Annotated in this window: 16 protein-coding genes; 8 read left to right on the top strand and 8 right to left on the bottom strand. The window is 69.2% G+C overall.

Going from position 1 to position 19616, the window contains the following annotated elements:
• Positions 1 to 8: 8 nt before the first annotated feature.
• The 3 genes from FZN60_RS26700 to poxB form a co-directional block, all read right to left on the bottom strand.
• The gene (locus tag FZN60_RS26700) at positions 9 to 1613 is read right to left on the bottom strand and encodes a hypothetical protein (protein ID WP_199266660.1); all 1605 of its coding nucleotides are present in this window, start codon (positions 1611 to 1613) and stop codon (positions 9 to 11) included.
• On the bottom strand, positions 1603 to 2604 hold the full coding sequence (locus tag FZN60_RS26695) for a glycosyltransferase family 2 protein (protein WP_158877109.1): 1002 nt from the start codon (positions 2602 to 2604) through the stop codon (positions 1603 to 1605). The genes FZN60_RS26700 and FZN60_RS26695 overlap by 11 nt, the downstream gene beginning before the upstream one ends.
• Before the next feature lie 169 nt (positions 2605 to 2773).
• Positions 2774 to 4498, bottom strand: coding sequence for a ubiquinone-dependent pyruvate dehydrogenase (gene poxB / locus FZN60_RS26690; RefSeq protein WP_158877107.1), 1725 nt, complete (start codon positions 4496 to 4498; stop codon positions 2774 to 2776).
• 208 nt (positions 4499 to 4706) lie between these two features.
• On the opposite strand from poxB, the gene FZN60_RS26685 reads away from it, so the two are divergent.
• The 4 genes from FZN60_RS26685 (at position 4707) to FZN60_RS26670 (ending at position 9676) form a co-directional block, all read left to right on the top strand.
• Positions 4707 to 5267: a hypothetical protein gene (locus FZN60_RS26685; protein WP_158877105.1), complete on the top strand. Its 561-nt coding sequence runs from the start codon at positions 4707 to 4709 to the stop codon at positions 5265 to 5267.
• Positions 5268 to 5496: 229 nt separating this feature from the next.
• Positions 5497 to 7005 (top strand): TadE/TadG family type IV pilus assembly protein, encoded by a 1509-nt coding sequence (locus tag FZN60_RS26680; RefSeq protein ID WP_246727236.1) that lies wholly within the window; start codon positions 5497 to 5499, stop codon positions 7003 to 7005.
• A 209-nt stretch (positions 7006 to 7214) separates the two neighbouring features.
• Positions 7215 to 8201, top strand: coding sequence for a lysylphosphatidylglycerol synthase transmembrane domain-containing protein (locus FZN60_RS26675; RefSeq protein ID WP_158877101.1), 987 nt, complete (start codon positions 7215 to 7217; stop codon positions 8199 to 8201).
• Between the two features lie 167 nt (positions 8202 to 8368).
• On the top strand, positions 8369 to 9676 hold the full coding sequence (locus FZN60_RS26670; protein ID WP_158877099.1) for an Nramp family divalent metal transporter: 1308 nt from the start codon (positions 8369 to 8371) through the stop codon (positions 9674 to 9676).
• Between the two features lie 24 nt (positions 9677 to 9700).
• Here the strand turns inward: FZN60_RS26670 and FZN60_RS26665 are convergent, their stop codons facing one another.
• The 5 genes from FZN60_RS26665 to FZN60_RS26645 form a co-directional block, all read right to left on the bottom strand.
• Positions 9701 to 9898, bottom strand: coding sequence for a hypothetical protein (locus tag FZN60_RS26665; protein ID WP_158877097.1), 198 nt, complete (start codon positions 9896 to 9898; stop codon positions 9701 to 9703).
• 57 nt (positions 9899 to 9955) lie between these two features.
• Positions 9956 to 11599, bottom strand: a complete 1644-nt coding sequence (locus tag FZN60_RS26660; RefSeq protein ID WP_158877095.1) for an ABC transporter ATP-binding protein — start codon at positions 11597 to 11599, stop codon at positions 9956 to 9958.
• The gene (locus tag FZN60_RS26655) at positions 11592 to 12515 is read right to left on the bottom strand and encodes an ABC transporter permease (RefSeq protein ID WP_158877093.1); all 924 of its coding nucleotides are present in this window, start codon (positions 12513 to 12515) and stop codon (positions 11592 to 11594) included. The genes FZN60_RS26660 and FZN60_RS26655 overlap by 8 nt, the downstream gene beginning before the upstream one ends.
• A gap of 19 nt (positions 12516 to 12534) precedes the next feature.
• A complete protein-coding gene (locus FZN60_RS26650; RefSeq protein WP_158877091.1) occupies positions 12535 to 13449 on the bottom strand; it encodes an ABC transporter permease in 915 nt (304 codons plus the stop codon).
• Between the two features lie 73 nt (positions 13450 to 13522).
• Positions 13523 to 15025, bottom strand: a complete 1503-nt coding sequence (locus FZN60_RS26645) for an ABC transporter substrate-binding protein (RefSeq protein ID WP_158877089.1) — start codon at positions 15023 to 15025, stop codon at positions 13523 to 13525.
• 308 nt (positions 15026 to 15333) lie between these two features.
• On the opposite strand from FZN60_RS26645, the gene FZN60_RS26640 reads away from it, so the two are divergent.
• From FZN60_RS26640 to pdxA, 4 genes are all read left to right on the top strand, one after another.
• Positions 15334 to 16506, top strand: coding sequence for a sialidase family protein (locus FZN60_RS26640; protein WP_158877087.1), 1173 nt, complete (start codon positions 15334 to 15336; stop codon positions 16504 to 16506).
• 56 nt (positions 16507 to 16562) lie between these two features.
• On the top strand, positions 16563 to 17306 hold the full coding sequence (locus FZN60_RS26635) for a FadR/GntR family transcriptional regulator (protein WP_158877085.1): 744 nt from the start codon (positions 16563 to 16565) through the stop codon (positions 17304 to 17306).
• Positions 17307 to 17471: 165 nt separating this feature from the next.
• Complete coding sequence (locus FZN60_RS26630) at positions 17472 to 18587, top strand: four-carbon acid sugar kinase family protein (RefSeq protein WP_158877083.1); 1116 nt, start codon at positions 17472 to 17474, stop codon at positions 18585 to 18587.
• Complete coding sequence (gene pdxA, locus FZN60_RS26625) at positions 18584 to 19609, top strand: 4-hydroxythreonine-4-phosphate dehydrogenase PdxA (protein ID WP_158877081.1); 1026 nt, start codon at positions 18584 to 18586, stop codon at positions 19607 to 19609. The genes FZN60_RS26630 and pdxA overlap by 4 nt, the downstream gene beginning before the upstream one ends.
• The last annotated feature ends 7 nt before the right edge of the window (positions 19610 to 19616 follow it).

Below are 19616 nucleotides of genomic sequence, written 5' to 3'. Positions count from 1 at the left end.
ACCGCGCCTCACAGCCGCGTCTCGACCACGAGCGGCTCGGCCGGTCCGAGGCCGGCGAGGCGCGCCGTCCAGTCGTCGAAGGGCTCGAGCTGCGAGGGCTGGAAGACGCGGGCCATGATCGTGGTGATCGAGACCTGCGAATGGCCGCGGCCGATCAGGGCGACGCCGTCCCAGCCTTCGGCCGCGCTGATCTCGTCGCGCAGGAGAACGGCGCCGCTTGGTTCGAGCGTCAGGGCCCGGCGGAAGCGGAAGGGCGCGTCGCGCCGCCCAGTGACGAGGAGCTTCTGCAGGAGACGCCGGACGAGGTCTGGGAAGAAGCGCCCGAGGCTCAGCATGACGAGGCGCAGGACGACGTTCTTGAGCGGGGTCAGGAGGGCGCTCTTGGCATAGGCCATCGCGCCGGCGACGGTGATCGCGTCTCCGTCGATCGTCGTCTCGAAGGGGCCGACGATGTGGCAGACGGCGGCGCGGCCGTCCGTCGTCGCGAGCGCCGCGCCGGTGTCGGAGCGCACGAGTCGCCCGTTTCGGAAGAGGCGGAAGGTGCCGCCCTTGGCGGTGGACACCACGAGTTCGACGCTTTCGCGCCGCTCGACGAGAAGGCCGGCCTCGGGGAAGCTCGTCCGGCCCTGCGGCGGGCGCGCGGGGGCGGGGCGCTCCGGGACCATCTCGCGCACCGTCAGGAGCCAGCTCCAGACGTGATGGGCGAGAATGTGGTCGTCCTCGCAGGTCGGGCCGAGCCCGGCCACGACGCGGGGCAGGGCCGCGTCGTTGACGGCCAGCGCCTCCGGCATCCAGGCGCCGGCGATCTCGAAGCCGTGCGGGAAGAAGTTGAGGGTGGAGCGGCTGGAATACTCGCCGCCGACCGAGCCGTCGCAATGGACGAAGTGGCGGAAGAAGCCGATCGCCCGCGCCAGCGGCTCGCGAAGGGCGAGGTCCGGCCGGCGGCGGTCGAGATCGGCGAGAAGGCCGATCGTCAGCGACAGGTAGCCGAGATCGGCGCCGCCGTACTCGTCGAACCAGCCCTCGCCGCTCTGCCAGGAGCGCAGCCGCGCGAGGCGCCGGTGCATGGCCGCCTCGAAGGCGGGCTCGGCGAGGCGCCGGGCGGCGCGCTCCAGCCCGTTGGCGATCAGCGCTTCGTGGTTGGACAGGCGGCCGCTCTCCTCGTGGGCGGCGAGCCAGGCGGCGCGGCGGCGCACGAGGCCGTCGATCTCGGCGTCCGGGCCGATCCCGAGGACGTCGAGGCTTTCCAGGATCGCGAAGAGCGAGAAGGCGGCGGCGCCGGCGGCGCGCTCGAAGGGGAAGTAGTCATCGCAGGAGCCGTCGGGATGGGCCGAGCGCGCGGCATAGCGCATGCCCGCGACCGCCCATTCGCGGATCGCCTCGGAGCGGAAATAGGGATTGTCCGGCACGTCCGCGGCATAGGCGAGGGCGAGCGGCAGAACGAATTCCTGCGACATGCCGCAGGGAAAGTCGATGATGCGGTAGTGCCAGTAGTTGCGGTCGAAGCAGCCGAAGGTCGGACTCGTCGCCGTGCGGTCCTGGAGCGTCAGGATGCGCGGCACGACGGCGAGGGCATGGGCGGCCAGCCCCCGGCGCAGCGGCTCAACGCTCACGAAGGGGCTCCTGGCCGCTCGAGGCGAGTTGCGCCCGGCCGCGCTCCAGCCGGAGCGCGAGGCTCTGGCTGCGCAGCTTCACCTGCATGTCCTCGATCAGCCGGCGGTTGATGCCGAGAAGGACGCCGAGAAGGCCGGCGAGCCAGAACAAGGAGCCGATGAGGATGACGATGGCCGCGGCGACGAGGCTCGGCACGTGCGAGCGCTCGGTGCCGTCGAGGTAGAGGACGAGCCAGCGCGCCAGCAGAAACAGGCCGAGCATCACCGGCGGCGCGCCGAGGGCGAAGAACGTCCGGCCCGGCCGGTAGATCAGCAGCGAGCGCAGGATCGAGACACTGGAGCGCAGGACATAGCGCGGGATCGAGCGGATGAGCCGCGACGGGCGCGTTTCGCCGTTGATCCTGATCGGCACCGACACGATGCGGATCCCCGAGCGCCCCGCCTGGATGATCGATTCCAGCGTGTAGGTGTAGCTGTCGAAGACGTTGAGGCGCAGGGCGGCTTCCCGGGAAAAAGCGCGGAAGCCGCTCGGCGCGTCCTCGACGTCGGCCTTCGAGCAGAAGCGCACGACCCAGCTGCCGAGCTTCTGGAGGAGCTTCTTTGCGGGCGAGAAGTGCTCGATCTCCGAGATCGGGCGGCTGCCGACCACGACCTGCGCCCGCTTCTCGACGATCGGGCGCACGAGGTCCGGGATGCAGCTCGCATCGTACTGGTTGTCGGCGTCGGTGTTGACGACGATGTCCGCCCCTTCCTGGAGGGCCCGCTCGATGCCGGCCATGAAGGCCTTGGCGAGACCGCGATTGGTGGCGAAGTCGACGATGTGGTCGACGCCGTTCTCGCGGGCGACCTCGACGGTGCGGTCGGTGCTGCCGTCGTTGATCACCAGCCATTCGACGCTGTCGCAGCCCGGCACGGTGCGCGGCAGCGCCCGCAGCGTTTCGCCGAGCGTTTCCTCCTCGTTGAGGCAGGGGATCTGGATGATGAGCTTCATGGACGGTGCGCGTTCCCGGGGGTCGCACCGTCGGTTAGCGAGCTTAGCGTCCGCGCACAAGATCCGGCATCGCGACCGCCGGCCCGGCGAATGGACTGCCGGGAGCCCGGCTTCCAATCGCTGATTGCACCCGGCCGGTCCCGCGACGGACCGGCCGGATCGGCGGCGGTTACCGGAAGAGATTGGCCTTGGCGAGTTCCAGGACCTCGTCGCCGCGCCCGCTCATGATGGCGCGCAGCGAGTAGAGCGAGAAGCCCTTGACCTGCTCGGCCTTGATCTTCGGAGGCATGGCGAGTTCCAGCGTCTCGGTGACGACGTCGACGAGCGACGGCCCGTCATGGGCGAAGGCCTGGCGCAGAACGCTTTCCAGCTCGTCGGAGCGCGTCACCCGCGCGCCGAAGAAGCCCATCTCGCGCGCCACCGCGCCGAAGTCGGGGTTCTGGAGCGACACGTTGGCGTCGACGTAGCCCGCCGCCTTCTGTTCCAGCTCCACGAAGCCGAGGGTGGCATTGTTGAACACCACGACCTTGATCGGCAGCTTCATCTGCGTGGCGGTCAGGAGATCGCCCATCAGCATGGCAAGGCCGCCGTCCCCCGACAGGGACACGACCTGACGGTTCGGGAAGGCTCCCTGCACGCCGAGCGCCTGGGGCATGGCGTTCGCCATGGAGCCGTGGTTGAAGGAGCCGATGAGGCGGCGCTTGCCGTTCATCCTGAGATAGCGCGCCGCCCAGACGGCGGGCGTGCCGACGTCGGCGGTGAAGACCGCATCGTCGGCCGCCACCTGGTCCACCACCTTGGCGACGTATTGGGGATGGAGCGGCTTGTCGCCCGAGCGGGGCGTGGCGAGATCGTCGAGGCCCTTGCGCGCCGAGGCGTAGTGCTCCCGGGCCTTGTCCAGGAAGGCGCTCGGGCGCCCGCCCGCGATCTTCGGTATGAGCAGCTCGGCCGCTTCCTTGACGTCCGCGACGATGCCGAGATGGATCTGTGCCCGCCGCCCGAGCGCGGACGGATCGCGGTCGATCTGCGCGATCGTCGCCTTTTGCGGGTAGAAGTTGCGATAAGGGAAGTCGGTGCCCAGCATGAGGAGCGTGTCGCACTCCATCATCGCGTGATAGCCGGACGAGAAGCCGATGAGGCCGGTCATGCCGACGTCGAAGGGGTTGTCCCACTCGATCCATTCCTTGCCGCGATAGGCATGGACGATCGGCGCCTGGAGCGTGCGGGCGAGCGCCACCACCTCGTCGTGCGCCCCCGCGACGCCCGAGCCGCACAGGAGCGTCACCGCCTCGGAGGCGTTGAGGATGTGGGCGAGTCGCTCGATCTCGCTGGGATGGGGCAGCAGCCGCGGCGCGGCGAGCGGCGGGAACTCGGCGCGCGCATCGTCGGGCGCGTCCTTCAGCGCCACGTCGCCGGGGATCACGATCACCGCGACGCCCTTCTCGCCGATCGCGGTGCGCATCGCGCGGTGCAGGAGCTCGGGCATCTGCTCGGGCACCTGCAGCATCTCGCAGAAATGGCTGCACTCGCGGAAGAGCTCGGTCGGGTGGCTTTCCTGGAAGTAGTTGAGGCCGATCTCGGAGGAGGGGATGTGGGCCGCGATCGCCAGAACCGGCACGTGGTTGCGCTGGCAGTCGAAGAGGCCGTTGATGAGGTGCAGGTTGCCGGGCCCGCAGCTTCCGGCGCACACGGCGAGCTTGCCCGTCGCGGCGGCTTCCGCGCCGGCGGCGAAGGCCGCGACTTCCTCGTGGCGCACGTGCATCCAGGCGATCTCGCCCGAGCGGCGAAGGCTGTCATTGATCGCGTTCAGGCTGTCGCCGGTGACTCCCCAGATCCGCTCGACCCCCGCTTCGGCCAGGGTCCGGGTGATGAGTTCGGCGATGGATCGAGCCATGGTCGTCGTTCCGTTCAGAGCTCTGGTGGCAGGAGCGGTTTCGATGCCGCCTTAAGATAGTGGGAAACGGGGGAGGCCAACCCCTCTCGCCCGCCTGGCGGCGCGACCATCCGATCCGAAAACAACGACGCCCGCCGATGGCGCCGGCTGTTCGACTGGCCGCCTCCGGAACGGGCGCCATCTTGCGAGGAACGGAGAGTTCCAGCCCATGCGTTTCCTTCTTGCCGCTCTCTGCCTCCTGTCCGTGTCCGTGCCCGCGCAGGCTCAGACGGCTCCCGATCCCTTGCGCACGAACCCGCTCACGAACGAGCCCCGCTCCATGTTCGATCCGATCAGCTCGGACGAGGTGTCCGCCCGCATCGGCGCCTGCATCGAGCGCGACCTCGAAGCCGCGGAGGAGGCTCAGGCGGTGGCGTTGTCCTGCGAGGCCGAGGCGCGCGATTTCTGCGCCCGCGTGTCCGCCGACTACCCGCTCTCGAACGCGGCCGAATGCGGGCTCTCGGTCAAGCTGGCCTGGGGCGAGCTGCGCAACGCCGCAGGCCTGGCGGTCCTCGACGCCCTTTACGAGCGCGTGTCCGCCGGCGACGAGGCCGCGCGCGGCGAGGCCGAGGCCTTCGCCGCGCAGGACGACCGGTGGCGCGCCGAGGCGGCGAATGCCTGCCTCGGCCAAGCCGACGCGAACGAGCGCATCGCGTGCGAGACAGCCGTCCAAAGGGACCGCGCCATACTCTACTACGCGCGCCGGACCGAGATGGCCCAAGCGCGGTGAGTTCCCCTTGCGGCGAGCGCGCATGAGCCCTGCGCCCCGCGATCCCGTCGTGGCGGGCGACCGCGTCTGCCCCTGCGCCCTGCCGGCTCGCGACCGCAAGGCGTCGTCAACCATGGCGATAAAGTAACTCTAACTTCAAATCACCTGCTCTGAAGTTAAGTAAGTAGAACAACTTAATTAACCTATCCTGCGCGAGTGTCTCCCTGGTTTGAACGACGGGGTGAACGTCATGTCGCTGCGGGGCCTCCTGAGAAACAGGAGCGCGAGTTTTGCCGTCAACGCGGCGCTGATGATGGCAGGGCTGATCGTCGGGCTGGGCGGTGCGGTCGACATGGGGCGGGGCTATCTGGGGCGCGTCCATCTCCAGAAAGCCGTGGATTCGGCGGCGCTCGCCATCGCCACCAGCAAGATCACGGATCCTGCCGAGCTGCACGGCCTCGCGGCGATGTACATCGCCGCCAACGTCCACGACGACAGCATCCGCGACGTTTCCGTCACGCGGGCCACGGTCGACGACAAGAACCGGGTCGTGGTGCAGGCGAGCGGCCGCGTCGACATGACCTTTCTTCGTATGGTCCGGCAGGAAAGCCTCGTCTTCCGCCTCGAAGCCCAGACCGACCGCCCGAACGTGCTCAACATCGAGGTCGCCCTGGTTCTCGACAACACCTTTTCGATGTCGATCAAGGACAAGGGCGTCGAGAAGCTCACGGCCCTGAAGACCGCGGCGTCGCAGCTCGTCACCGCGCTCATGGACGCCGAGACCGGCGAGGGCGGATCCGTGATGATCGGCCTCGTGCCCTACGCCAACAACGTCAATGTCGGCCTGCACCGCCGCAACGAGCCGTGGCTGAGCGTTCCGGACGACTACAGCGTGACCACGCAGCCGGCTCCGCGCGTTTGCAAGACGCTGACCACGAAGACGCGCTGCCTGTCGAAAGCGCCGGATTATTCGTGTCCGACCTTCGTCGACGGCGTCGAGAAGCCGAAGACCTGCGCCGGCGCCTGCCTCATCTCGGAAAAGTACGAGGTCGCGCCCTATGAGAGCTGCTCGGGCGGCGGAAATCCGACGACGACGACCTATTCTTGGTATGGCTGCGTCGGCTCGCGGAAGGGCGCCACCTCTAACCTAAACGACGGCAATCCGACCGAGACCTATCCGGGCTTCGTCGTCAAGGATTCGGATTGGGCGGACTGGAGCGGCAACTGCCTGCAACCGATCGTGGACCTAACGGACCAGAAGTCGGTCCTCCTCTCGGCAATCGCAGGAATGATGCATTCGAAAACGAATCCGAATAATAAGAACCAAAAGTTTGAGCCGCTGACCTACATCCCCGCCGGGCTCATCTGGGGCCAGAACATGCTCTCGCCGACCGCGCCGCTGACAAAGGCCCGACCCTATTCGGACGAGAACGAAAACCCCCGCAAGATCATGATCCTGATGACGGACGGCGAGAACACGCTCAAGCGCAGCCCGAGCACGGGCAAGCACACGTCCGGGAGCGCCTCGGATCTCACCAAGACCGATAACGAGACGGCAGCCTTGTGCGCCTACGCCAAGTCGAAGAAGATCGAGGTCTACACGGTGGCGCTGATGGTGGAGGATGCTGGCGCGCGCTCGCTTCTGGAGGGATGCGCCAGCAACAAGGGCAACTACTTCGACGCGTCCGACACGTCGGCTCTCGTCGAGGCCTTCAAGTCCATTGCCAGGGCGATCAATTCCGTCCGCCTCGTCAACTGACGGCACGGGGCCGCAATCTGCGCGGGCGGGCGTGTGCCCGACATGCGCCCCGCGGGGCGAGTCGATGACCCACCTCGCCGGTTGCCCTGCATAATCAAGCCGATATAGGTAGCGGGGTCGCTCGGCTGGGCGCCCCGCTCCGGAGCGATGCACCGGGGCAGGACGCGGCCGCCCGAGCCTTGCTAGGTTCAGCGGAGAGGCGCTCTCGCATGCCAGATCAGAAGCCGGATCCATCGTCGGGCCTGTCGAAATACGTCTGGCCCGTGGTCGGTCTCGCTGCTGTCACCTTCTCGGCCTGGCTCCTCTACGGCGAGCTGCGCAGCATGTCGGCGGCGGACCTCTGGTCCAGCATCCAGGCGATCAGCCTGAAGGACTGGGTGCTCGCCATCCTCGCGACCCTGGTCGCCTATGCGGCCCTGGCGGGCTACGACCACATCGCCCTCCTGCACCTGCGGCGCCGCGTGGACTGGCGCTTCGTCACCCTTTGCTCCTTCACCACCTATGCCCTGTCCCACAACATCGGTGCCTCGGTCCTGTCGGGCTCGGTGGTGCGCTACCGGGCCTATTCGTCGCGCGGGCTGACCGGCCCGGAGATCGGCGTCCTCATCGGCCTGTGCTCCTTCACCTTCGCGCTCGGCGTGGTGCTCCTCACCGGGCTCGTCCTGATCGTCGAGCCGGAACTGATGGACCGGATGGGCGACTTCCTGCCGCTGAAGGCATCGACGCTGCTGGGAGCGGTGCTGGTGGGAGCGGTGGTTCTCTACGCCGCCGGCAGCTTCCTGCGCCTGCGCACGCTGGAGATCGGACGGCTGAAGCTCGAATATCCGCGTCCCGGCGTCGTCGCCCGCCAGCTGTTGATCGGGCCGCTGGAGCTGGTGAGCGCCGCGGCCATCCTCTACTTCGCGCTGCCCGAAGCCGGAAATCCGGGCTTCCTGATCGTCCTCGGCGTGTTTCTCGTCTCGTTCTCCGCCGCCCTCCTGTCGCACGCGCCGGGCGGTCTCGGCGTCATCGAGCTGGTGATGGTGGTGGGCCTGCCGGAAATGGCGCCGGAGGACGTGATCGCCGCGCTGCTCCTGTTCCGGCTGCTCTACCTCATCATCCCCTTCGTCTGCGCCTTGGTGGTGGTGGTCGCCTTCGAGCGTTCGCGGCTGGTGCAGCGCCGGCAGCAATCGCCCCGCCCGGTCGCCCGCAGCTGACGCCGCCGCGTCCGGCAACTCGAGGCTGAGACCGGAGGCCGGCGCCACACCCGGACCCGCAGCCCCGACCGGTCTTCGAGCCGCATCGAGGCCGTCGCCGCCGAACTCCCCGCCGGCCGCACCGTTCCGGACGCGGACGATCGGCGTGACGGGGCGTGCGAGGGGCGATGGCGGACGAGGCGGCGAGACAGGCGGCGGGGAGCCCCGCCGAGACGAGGACGCGCCGCGGCCGGGGCGCCCTGCGCGCCCTCGGCACCGGGGTGATCACGGGAGCCGCGGACGACGACCCGTCCGCCATCGGCACCTACGCGAGCGCCGGCGCCCGCTTCGGCCTCGGCTTCCTTTGGATCGCTCCGGTCCTCCTGCCGATGATGATCGTGGTGGTCTATCTCTCGGCCAAGATCGGGCAGGTCTACGGCAAGGGCCTCTTCGCCGCGATCCGCGACCATTATCCGCGCAAGGTGCTCTATCCGCTCGTCGCCGGCGCCTTCATCGGCAACGTCATCGAGGCGGCGGCCAATCTCGGCGGCATCGGCGCGGCGCTGAACCTCCTCGTGCCGCTGCCCGTGCCCGCCATCGTGGTCGGCACCGCGGTCGTGATCTTCGCCTTCCAGTATTTCGGCTCCTACGCGCTCCTGCGCACCATCTTCCAGTGGCTGGCGCTCGCGCTCTTCGCCTATGTCGCGGCGGCGATCCTCGCCAAGCCCGACATCCGGGAGGTTCTCTACGCGACCGTGACGCCGCGCATCCGCTTCGATGCCGAGTTCCTGTCGATGGTGGTCGCCTGCATCGGCACCTCGCTCTCGGCCTACGTCTACACCTGGCAGTCGAACCAGGAGGTGGAGGAGCAGATCGAGCGGGGAAAGCGCCACTGGTGGCAGAGGCGGGGGGCGAGTCGCGGCGAATTGCGCCGGGTGCGGCGCGACGTCTTCGTCGGCATGCTGTTCTCCAACGTCATCCTCTACTTCATCATCCTGGCGACCGGCGTGACGCTGCACCCGGCCGGGCAGACCGAGATCGAGACGGCGGCGCAGGCGGCGAGCGCGCTGGAGCCGCTGGCGGGGGAGGCGGCCAAGTACCTCTTCGCCCTCGGTGTCGTCGGCGTCGGCTTTCTGGCCGTGCCGGTGATGACGACGGGCGCGGCCTACGATCTCGTGCAGGGGATCGGCCGCGAGGGGAGCCTCAACGACCGGCCGAACGAGGCGAAGCTCTTCTACGGCACCATCGCCGCGGTGACGGTGATCGCCGTCGGACTGAACTTCCTCGGCTTCAACCCGATGAAGGCGCTCGTCTGGTCGGGCATCGTCCAGGGCTTCTCCGTGCCGCCGCTCCTTTTGATGATGATGCTGATGACCAACAACAGGACGCTCATGGGCGCCCGGACCAACGGCTGGGTGACGAACCTCTTCGGCGGCGCGACGATGCTCGTCACCTTCGCGGCGACCACGGCGCTCGTTGCGTCCTGGTTCTGGTGAGGCGACGCGGCCGCGACCGGCCGCTCAGTTCAGCCGCATGGCGAGGCCCTGGCGGGCGCAGGCGGTGATCACCTCCCGCGCCAGCATGACCTCGATGAGGTCGTCGAGATCGCGATAGGCGAGGGCGAAGAACCGCGCCATCTCGTCGACCGGCACGGCGCCGGCCCGCTCGTGAACGTCGCGCAGGGCGGACGTCATGTCGTTCGGCAGGGGAGGTCTCATGGCCGCATCTCCGTCCCAAGCTGCGGCCATCATCTACTCAAGTCGGCCGGATCGTCATCAGGCCAAATGATTCACGACTTGGTGTTCGGCGGCCGGAGCGAGCACGGGCGCGGACGGAGCCTCCCCGTGCGGCAAAGGTTCGAGGCCCGCGGCGAGGAGGGCGCGCGTATAGGGCTCGCGCGGGGACGTGAAGATTTGTCGCACCGTGCCGATCTCCACGATGCGCCCGCTCTTCATGACCATGACGTGGTCGGCGAAGTCGCGTACCAATGCCAGGTCGTGGGCGATGAAGATGAAGGCGATGCCGTGCTCGCGGCGCAGCTTGTCGAGGAGGGCGACGACCTGCGCCTGGACGGACACGTCGAGCGCCGAGACCGCCTCGTCGCAGACGATGAGGTCGGGCTCCAGCGCGAGCGCCCGGGCGATGGCGATGCGCTGGCGCTGGCCGCCGGAGAACTGGTGCGGATAGCGCCGCATGTGCTCGGGCGACAGGCCGACCTCCGTGAGGAGCTCGGCGACGCGTGCGCGCCACTTGGCCTTCGGCAGGATCTCGGGATGGATGACCCAGCCTTCCGAGATCAGGTCGAAGACCGACATGCGCGGGTTCAGGGACTGCGTCGGGTCCTGGAACACCATCTGGATCTCGCGGCGCACGCCCAACAACTCCTTCGGACTCATCGCCAGGAGATCGCGGCCCTTGTAGTGCGCGGTGCCCCCGTTCGGCTCCTCCAGGCGCATCAGCACCTTGGCGAGCGTCGACTTGCCCGAGCCGCTCTCGCCGACGATCGCCAGCGTCTCGCCGGCCATCAGGTCGAAGCTCGCCTCGTGGAGGCCGGTGAAGGTGCCGTAGAGTTTGGATACGCCGCGCACCTTCAGGAGCGGCTCGCCGGCCGCGATCGGCTCGTGCATGGCGCCCTTGCCGGGGGCGGCGTCGAGGAGCTTGCGGGTATAGGGGTGCTTCGGGCCGGCATAGACCTCGGAAACGAAGCCTTCCTCGACGATCTCGCCGCGGTTCATCACCACGACGCGGTCTGCCACGTCCGCCACGACGCCGAGGTCGTGGGTGATCAGCAGCATCCCCATGCCGGTCTCGGCCTGCAGCTCCTTCAGGAGCTTCAGGATCTCGGCCTGGACGGTGACGTCGAGCGCGGTCGTCGGCTCGTCGGCGATGAGGATGTCGGGCTTCAAGGCCAGCGCCATCGCGATCATCAGCCGCTGGCGCTGGCCGCCGGAGAACTGGTGCGGGTATTTCTTCAGGGCCGCTTCCGGCTCGGGCAGGCCGACTCGGCGCACGAGCTCCAAGGCCCTTGCATCGGCCTCCGCCCGGGGCCGGCCGTGGGCGGTCATGGTCTCGGCGATCTGCCAGCCCACGGGATAAACGGGGTTGAGGTGCGCCAGCGGGTCCTGGAAGATCATGGCGATGGTCTTGCCGTTGATCCGCCGCCGCTCCTCGGCGCTCATCTCGAGGAGGTCGCGGCCGGCGAGCAGGATGCGCCCGCTGCGGATCTCCGCCGGCGGCATGTCCAGGAGGTTCATGATCGCCGCGGCCGAGACCGACTTGCCCGAGCCGCTCTCGCCGAGGACGGCGAGCGTCTCGCCGCGCGACAGGTGGTAGGAGATGCCCTTCACCGCGTCGACCGGACCGTTGGCGGTGTGGAAGCGGACGGCGAGGTCCCGGACTTCGAGGAGGTGCTCAGCCATTGTTCTTGGCTCCGCCTTCCAGGCGCCAGCGCTGCACCGGATCGAGAGCGATGCGCATCCAGCTCGACAGGAGGTTCAGCGACATGGTGGTGAGGATGATCGCGAGGCCCGGCCAGAAGGCCAGCCACCAGGCATTGTTGAGGTAGGGGCGACCTTGGGCGACCATCAGGCCCCAGGTGATCTCCGGCGGCTGGATGCCGATGCCCAGGAACGACAGCGAGCTTTCCGCCAGCATCACGAAGGCGAAGTCGAGCGTCGCGATGGTGAGGAGGGTGGGCAGCACCATCGGCAGGATGTGGCGGAACATGATGCGTCGGTGGCTCGCGCCCATGACCTTGGCGGCCTGGACGAACATGCGCTCGCGCACCTCCAGGATCTCGGCCCGCGTGGTTCGGAGATAGACCGGGATGCGGGTGATCGCGAGCACCACGATGAGGTTCGCGACGGACGGATTGAAGACGTAGAGGACGATCACCGCGAGAAGCAGCGAGGGGAAGGACATGATGACGTCGGCGAGGCGCGCGATGGCCTCGCCCGTCTTCTTGCCGCCATAGCCGGCGAAGAGGCCGAGCACGGTGCCGATGAGCGCGGAGAAGAACACGGCGCCCGCGGCCACCAGCATGGTGTTCTGAGCCGCGACGACGATGCGGGCGAGAAGCGAGCGGCCGAGCTGGTCGGCGCCGAGCACCATCAGCCAGCCCTGTTCGAGCGAGAAGGGCGGCGCGTTGCGGCCGCGAAGGTTCTGCTTCGTCGCGGCCTCGCCGAGGAGCATCGGCCCGAAGAGCGCGCAGAGGATCACGAGGACCAGGAAGGCGGCGGCGAGGCAGGCCACCTTGTCGCGCCGGAGCATGGCGAGGAGGCGCAGGGCCGCCGGCTTCTCGGCGGGTGGGGCGAGGGTGTCGTCGGCGAGCGTCATGGAAGCGGCCACCACGGTTTCAGGCCCTGATCCGCGGATCGAGCAGGAGATAGGCGAGGTCGATCAGGAGGTTCATGAGGAAGATCGCGAAGGCCGTCACCATGATCGCCGCGAGGATGACGTTGAAGTCGCGCTGCAGGATCGCGTCGATCATCAGCTTGCCGACGCCGGGAAAGCCGAAGATCGTCTCCACCACCACCGCGCCGTTGAGGAGGGCGGCGGCCTGGTCGCCCATCACGGTGACGACCGGGAGCATGGCGTTGCGAAGCGTGTGGACGAAGATGATCGGCCGGTTCTTCACGCCCTTGGCGCGCGCCGTCTTCACGTAAGGCGAGGACAGCGCCCCGATCATCGATCCCCGCACGACCTGGACGATGAGGCCGAAGGGGCGGATGAACAGGACGGACACGGGCAGGATCCAGAACTGCCAGCCCCCGGTCCCGGAGGTCGGGAGCCAGCCGAGATGGATCGAGAAAAGGACGATCGCGACGATCGCGATCCAGAAGTCCGGGGCCGAGGCGCCGATCAGCGAGACGAAGGTGACGGCGCGATCGAACAGGCGCCCGGCCCAGAAGGCGCAGAGCGAGCCGAGGACGACGGCGAGCACCGCCACCAGCGACATGGTGATGACGGCGAGCTGCAGCGTCCAGACGAAGGCTTCGAGGACGACGTCGATGGCGGGCCGGGCCCGGCGGATCGAGTCGCCGAAGTCGAGGTGGAGGAGGTCCCAGACGTAGCGGCCGAACTGCACGATCAGCGGGTCGTTCAGCCCGTTGTTGGCGCGGAACTGCTCGCGCATCGCGTCGGTGGCGTCGATGGGGAGGTAGAGGTCGGTCGGGTCACCCGTCAGGCGGACGAGAAAGAAGACCAGGATCACGAGGCCGACCAGCGAGACGAGGCTCGCCAGCATCCTCTTTCGAGCAAAGCGCAGCATGATGGAGCCTCCTCCGCGAGCCGATGGGGCGCCGGGCGGGAACGCGAAGTCCCGCCCGGCGCGCGTCGTTCCGTCAGTTCTTGAAGCCGATCTCGGAGAGCTGGAGCTGCGAGTTCGTGGCGATGGTCGGCTGGAAGCTGATGCGCTCGGCGACGCGCGCGAAGCCCACCATGTGGAAGAGGAGGACGTCGGCGACGACCTCGTCGTGGACGGTCGCGAAGAGCTCGGACCAGAGCTTGGCGCGCTCCTCGCCGGTCGCCGCGGTCGCGCGCGTGATCAGGTCGTCGACCTTCGGGTCGGAGATGCCGGACTGGCGGCCGTCCGAATGGTACTTGAAGAAGGCCGAGAAGACCGGGTCGCCCTTGGCGTTGTCGTGCAGCACCGACAGGAGCTGGGGCGGACGGCCCTCGAGATAGGGCTTGGAGTAGAGCTTCTCCTGCTCGGCGACTTCGAGCATGCGCAGGTTCACCGTGAAGCCGGCGTCCTGGAGCATGGCCTGGAGCGCCTCGTTCACTTCCGTGGCGTTCGGATAGTTGTCGGTGCGCCCGATCAGCTCGATCGGGGTGTCGACCGGCACGCCGTCGGCCTTGGCTTCTTCCAGGAGCTTCTTCGCGCCTTCGGGATCGAACTCGGGCACCTTGATGTCCGGGTTCCAGCCGAGCGTCGTCGGCGGAACGATCGCGACCGCCGGCTCCGTGCCCTCGGGCAGCAGCGAGCCGATGAAGGCGGCGCGGTCGATCGCCATGTTCAGCGCCTGGCGCACGCGCTTGTCGTTCATCGGCGGCACCGAGGTGTCGATGCGCAGGTACATCGTCTCGGAGTTCGGATAGGAAAAGTCGGTCGCGGGGTTGGTCGCGTCGAGCACCGAGATCGAGGGGGCGAGATCGGCCTCGCCGGCCTGGACCATCGCGGCGCGCACGGCCGAGTCCGAGCGGAAGACGTAGGTCGCCTTGGTGACGGCGGGAGCCGCGCCCCAGTAGTCGGCGCGCCGGTCGAGGACGATGCTCTGGCCGGGCGTCCAGCTCGACAGGACGTAGGGACCGGTGCCGACGGGCTGGCGGGTGAACTCGATCGGCGTCTCGGCCGGAACGATGGTCAGGACCGACATGAGAAGCGGCAGGATCGGCTGGGCGGGCTCGGCCTTGATGTCGACTGTGGTCGGGTCGACCACGGAGGCCGAGAGCTTGGTGTCGCCGAAGTAGCGCGAGGATTCGCAGGAGATGTCAGGGCTCGTGGCGCGCTCCAGCGAGTGCTTGACGTCCTCGGCGTCGAAGGCGGTGCCGTCGGAGAACTTGACGTTCGGACGCAGCTTGAAGCGCCAGGTGCCGTTGCCCTGGTCCTCCCAGCTCTCGGCGAGGCGCCCGGCGACCTGGCCGCCGTTCTTCATGTCGAGCTCGGTCAGCGTTTCGGAGATGTTCTCCAGGATGACGCGGCCGATGTTGGAGCGCGTGGCCATGCAGGGCTCGACGAGGTCGAGCTCCTCGCCGAGCACGATGGTGACGTCGGTGTTGGCCTGCGCGAACGCGCCGGCCGTCGACGCCAGCAAGGCGGCGAGAACGAGTGACATGCCCTTCATGCGATCCTCCCAAATCGACCTGGGCGCGACGATCCCTCGGATCCGCGCGCCCGAACTGGCAGCCGCGGCGCATGCCGCCGGCTCCGGACGTTTGATCTGCCCGTGACGGCCCGAAGGATGTCGCTGGCGCGCAGAGTTGTCAACATGCCATCGATATGCGAGGCGAAGAAAGCTGCCTTGCGCCGCGATCCTGTCGAGAAACGCGGCTGTTTGCCCGGCATTGGCAGCCAAGTTCGTTCTAACAACTTGACACATGACCGTGACGGCGATCAGTTTGCGCCGAGACCCTGCCGAGGAGGAGCACCGTCATGGCTGTTGAGGAGATCGCGAACCGGATGACCGGAGAGCTGGCGCCGAACGGCGACAAGCGCGCCGACGCGCTTCTCCCCTCGCCCATGATCCAGAACCACGCCGCCTTCCTGAAGCTCATGGCCGACGGCACGCTGCTCTGCGCCTGGTTCGGCGGCTCGCTGGAGGGCAAGTCGGACATCTCGATCCACCTGTCGTGCCTGGAGCCCGGCACCGATCGCTGGAGCGAGGCGGTGCGCCTGTCCGACGATCCCGCCCGCTCCGAGCAGAACCCGGTGCTCTTCGCGGCGCCGGACGGCCGGCTCCTCCTGATCCACACCGCCCAGGTTTCCGGAAACCAGGACGAATGCCTCCTTCGCTTGCGCGAGCTGCGTGTCTCGCCGGGCGGCCTCGCCGCGGGTGAGCCGGCCCTCCTCGACCTGCCGCTCGGCACCTTCGTGCGCGCCCCGGTCACGCTGCGCGACGACGGCGCCTGGATGCTGCCGGTGTTCCGCTGCATCGCGCCGCCCGGCCAGCGCTGGACCGGCAGCCACGACACGGCGGGCGTGGCGGTGAGCCTCGACGAGGGCGCGACATGGACGCTGACGGAAGTGCCCGGCTCGATCGGCTGCGTCCACATGACGATCGTGCCGCTCGACGGCTCGCGCCTCGCCGCCTTCTTTCGCCGGCGCCAGGCCGACTATGTCGTGCGCTCCGAAAGCCTTGACAGTGGCCGGACCTGGTCGGCGCCCGAGCCGACGGACGTTCCCAACAACAACTCCTCGATCGGCGTCGTGCGCCTCGCCGACGGGCGCGTCGCCATGGTCTGCAACCCGACCTCCGCGGCCACCTCGGCGGCGCGGCGCCAGTCGCTCTACGACGAACTCGGCGAAAGCGACGGCCGGCCGGATGCGACGGGCGGCTGCGAGCCGGTCTGGGGCGTGCCGCGCGCGCCGCTGACGCTTTGCCTGTCGGAGGACGGCGGGCGCAGCTTCCCGCTCCGCCACGTGATCGAGGAATCGTCGGGCGCCTGCCTCTCCAACGATTCCGTCGACGGCCGGAACCAGGAGCTGTCCTATCCCGTGCTCCTGGAGGCGCCGGACGGGGCGATCCACGTTGCCTTCACCTACAAGCGCCGCGCCATCAAGCACGTGCGCCTCGCGCCCGGCTGGCTGGTCGCCCAGGCGGGCTGACAGCCGCGGCGAAGTTTGTCATCTTGAATGCCTAGCTGAGAAGAGGGCAAGCCCGGATGAAGTCGAGCGTCGAGGAAGCCGCCCTGCGCCCGTCGCAGGCGGGCCACCTGTCCGACCGCATCTACGAGACGCTGCGCGAGCGCATCGCCGGCGGCGTCTACGGCGCCGACGAGCGGCTGCCCGGCGAATACGACCTCGCCGCGCAGTTCGACGTGTCGCGGCCGATCGTGCGCGAGGCCCTGGAGCGCCTGCGCGGGGAGGGGCTGATCTATTCCCGCCGCGGCGCCGGCTCCTTCGCGCGGCCCTCGCGGCCCGCCGCCCCGGTGCAGCAGCTCGGCTTCGCGCCCGTCGAGACGATCGCCGACATCCAGCGCTGCTACGAGTTCCGCCTGACCATCGAGCCGGAGGCCGCGGCCTATGCCGCGCGAAGGCGCAACGACGAGGCGATGGCCCGCATCGAGGCGGCGCTCGCCATGCTCGACGACGCGACGCGCCAGCAGCGCCATCGCGAGGATGCCGACTTCGCCTTCCACCTCGCCGTCGCCAAGGCCGCCAACAACCACTACCACCTGTCGGCGCTTCAGGCGCTGCGCGAGCACATCGCCGTCGGCATGAAGCTCCACGGCCTGACGCTCATGGGGCCGACCCCGGGCCTCCAGCGCGTCTTTGCCGAGCACACCGGCATCTTCGAGGCCATCCGCGACAAGGATCCCGAGGCAGCTTCCGCCCGCATGCGCTCGCACCTGCAGGGCTCGCTCGACAGGCTGTTCGAGGGTCGGCTGTTGGACCTGGCCCTTTAGGCGCGACCGCGCTCGGGGGAGGGGGCAGTCGGGCGCTGCCGGTGGCCCGCTCGCCGGGACGCCGTCGCCGGTCGATTCTCGCCATATCCATGACAACTTGACAGGATGTTGCGACGGCAACTAAGGTCCGGCGACGCGCTTCTTCCTGGCTCAGGCAGCGTTCTGATGGTTCTTCCCCTTCGCCTCCTTGCTGACGACTTGACAGGTGCGCTCGACAGCGCGGCGACCTTCGGCTCGCCGGCGGCGCCCCTGCCGGTGGTCTGGCGGGCCGAGGCCGTGCCGGGCGAGGGCGGCCTGGCCTTCGACACGGGCACGCGCGAGCGCCCCGCCGACGAGGCGGCCGGGCTCGTCGCCCGCCTCGCTCCGCGCCTCTTTGCCGGAACCGACATCCTCGCCTACAAGAAGGTCGACAGTCTCCTACGCGGCTCGGAAGCCGAGGAGATCGACGCGGTCCTGCGGGCGCGGCCTTTCGCGCGGGTGCTCGTCGCGCCGGCCTTTCCCGCCCAGCGCCGCACGACCCGCGGCGGCCGCCAGGGCCTCGTCTCGCCAAACGGCCGATGGGAACCGCTCGGCCTCGACCTCGCCGCGCGTCTCGAAGCTCTCGGCCACGCCGTCGCCCGCCGGCGCCCGGGCGAGCCCGTGCCGGCGGGCGTCAGCGTCTGGGACGCCGAGACCGACGCCGACCTCGACGCCATCGCGGCCGCTGGGTCAGGGAGCGACATCCTCTGGGTCGGCAGCGGCGGCCTCGCCGGCGCCCTGGCGCGCCGGCAGGCTGAGCAAGCGAGCGCTCCGGCGCGGCTCGCCCGGCCGATCCTCGGCCTCTTCGGCACCGACCATCCCGTGATGCTCGACCAGCTCGCCGCCGCCTCCGGAGCTCGCCTCTCGATTCGCGATGGCGAGGAGGCCGAACACGTCGCCGGCCGCCTCGGCGGGGAGGGGGCGGCGTTCGTCACGGTCGAGCTGCCGCCGGGAACGCCCCGCGCGGCGGCCGCGGCTCGCATCGGCGAGGTTTTCGACGCTCTCGTGCGCCGCCTCGATCCGCCCGGCACGCTTCTCGTCGCCGGCGGCGAAACGCTGCGCGCGCTCTGCGACGCGCTCGGCGCCGACGCGCTCGGCGTCACCGGCGAGCTGATGCCGGGGATCCCCTGCTCGATCCTCTCGGGCGGCCGCTGGAGCGGCACCGTCACCGTCTCGAAGTCCGGCGCCTTCGGCGCGCCCGACCTTCTCGCCACCCTTCTCGCGGCCCATGCCGTGCCCTGCCTCGGAGAGCGACTGCCATGAAGCCCCACATCGCGATCACCATGGGCGATCCGGCCGGCATCGGCCCGGAGATCATCGTCAAGGCCTGCGCCCGGCTGCAGCGCCGCCTGAACCACGGCGAGCTGCGTCTCGTCGTCATCGGCTCGAACCCGGCGCTGCTGGCCGCGCGCGACGCGCTCGGGATCGAGGTCGACTTTCCCGAGGTCACGGCCGAGGACGCCGAGTGGCCGCACCTCGCCTGCCTCCAGGCGGGGCCCGAAGGCGAGCCGATCCGACCCGGCGTCCTGTCCGCCGATGCCGGCCGCTTCGCCTATCTCGCCGTCGAGCGGGGCGTGCGCCTCGCGCAGGCCGGCCGCGTCCAGGGCATCGTCACCGCGCCGCTCAACAAGGAGGCGCTGAACAAGGCCGGCTACCACTATGCCGGCCATACCGAGATGCTGGCCGAGCTCACCGGCTCCAAGGGCTCGGTGATGATGCTCGCCCACGACAACATGCGCGTCAGCCATCTCACCACCCACGTCGCGCTGAAGGACGTGCCCGCGCGCCTGACGCCCGAGCGCCTGCGCTACGTCCTCGACCGCACCAACGAGGCGCTGACGGCGCTGGGGCTCGAGCGCCGCCGCATCGCCGTCGCCGCGCTGAACCCGCATGCGGGCGAGGGCGGCCTCTTCGGGCGCGAGGACGACGAGGTATCGGTGCCGACGATCGCCGCGGCCCGCGCCGACGGGCTCGACGTCGTCGGGCCGGTGCCGGGGGACACGGTCTTCGTGAAGCTGCGCGGCGGCCAGTACGACGCCGTGATCGCGATGTATCACGACCAGGGCCACATCCCGGTGAAGCTCCTCGGCTTCAACGTGAATCCCGAGACCGGCACCTGGGATGCGCTGTCGGGCGTCAACATCACGCTCGGCCTGCCGATCGTGCGCACCTCGGTCGATCACGGAACGGCCTTCGACATCGCGGGAAAGGGCATCGCCAACGAGCTCAGCCTCCTCGAGGCGATCGATTATGCCGAGCGCCTCGCCGGCGCCCGCGCGGCCTGAAGGCGAG

Origin of the sequence: Antarcticirhabdus aurantiaca, from assembly GCF_009765365.1 — a bacterium.
Lineage (GTDB): Bacteria > Pseudomonadota > Alphaproteobacteria > Rhizobiales > Rhizobiaceae > Antarcticirhabdus > Antarcticirhabdus aurantiaca.
The sequence above is the reverse complement of the archived record's forward strand: the minus strand, read 5'-3'. Positions and strand labels throughout refer to the sequence as shown.

Coding starts and splice junctions, on each gene's coding strand:
- FZN60_RS26695 (WP_158877109.1), bottom strand. CDS start 2,604: ATGAAGCTCATCATCCAGATCCCCTGCCTCAACGAGGAGGAAACGCTC.
- poxB (WP_158877107.1), bottom strand. CDS start 4,498: ATGGCTCGATCCATCGCCGAACTCATCACCCGGACCCTGGCCGAAGCG.
- FZN60_RS26685 (WP_158877105.1), top strand. CDS start 4,707: ATGCGTTTCCTTCTTGCCGCTCTCTGCCTCCTGTCCGTGTCCGTGCCC.
- FZN60_RS26680 (WP_246727236.1), top strand. CDS start 5,497: ATGTCGCTGCGGGGCCTCCTGAGAAACAGGAGCGCGAGTTTTGCCGTC.
- FZN60_RS26675 (WP_158877101.1), top strand. CDS start 7,215: ATGCCAGATCAGAAGCCGGATCCATCGTCGGGCCTGTCGAAATACGTC.
- FZN60_RS26670 (WP_158877099.1), top strand. CDS start 8,369: ATGGCGGACGAGGCGGCGAGACAGGCGGCGGGGAGCCCCGCCGAGACG.
- FZN60_RS26665 (WP_158877097.1), bottom strand. CDS start 9,898: ATGAGACCTCCCCTGCCGAACGACATGACGTCCGCCCTGCGCGACGTT.
- FZN60_RS26660 (WP_158877095.1), bottom strand. CDS start 11,599: ATGGCTGAGCACCTCCTCGAAGTCCGGGACCTCGCCGTCCGCTTCCAC.
- FZN60_RS26655 (WP_158877093.1), bottom strand. CDS start 12,515: ATGACGCTCGCCGACGACACCCTCGCCCCACCCGCCGAGAAGCCGGCG.
- FZN60_RS26650 (WP_158877091.1), bottom strand. CDS start 13,449: ATGCTGCGCTTTGCTCGAAAGAGGATGCTGGCGAGCCTCGTCTCGCTG.
- FZN60_RS26645 (WP_158877089.1), bottom strand. CDS start 15,025: ATGAAGGGCATGTCACTCGTTCTCGCCGCCTTGCTGGCGTCGACGGCC.
- FZN60_RS26640 (WP_158877087.1), top strand. CDS start 15,334: ATGGCTGTTGAGGAGATCGCGAACCGGATGACCGGAGAGCTGGCGCCG.
- FZN60_RS26635 (WP_158877085.1), top strand. CDS start 16,563: ATGAAGTCGAGCGTCGAGGAAGCCGCCCTGCGCCCGTCGCAGGCGGGC.
- FZN60_RS26630 (WP_158877083.1), top strand. CDS start 17,472: ATGGTTCTTCCCCTTCGCCTCCTTGCTGACGACTTGACAGGTGCGCTC.
- pdxA (WP_158877081.1), top strand. CDS start 18,584: ATGAAGCCCCACATCGCGATCACCATGGGCGATCCGGCCGGCATCGGC.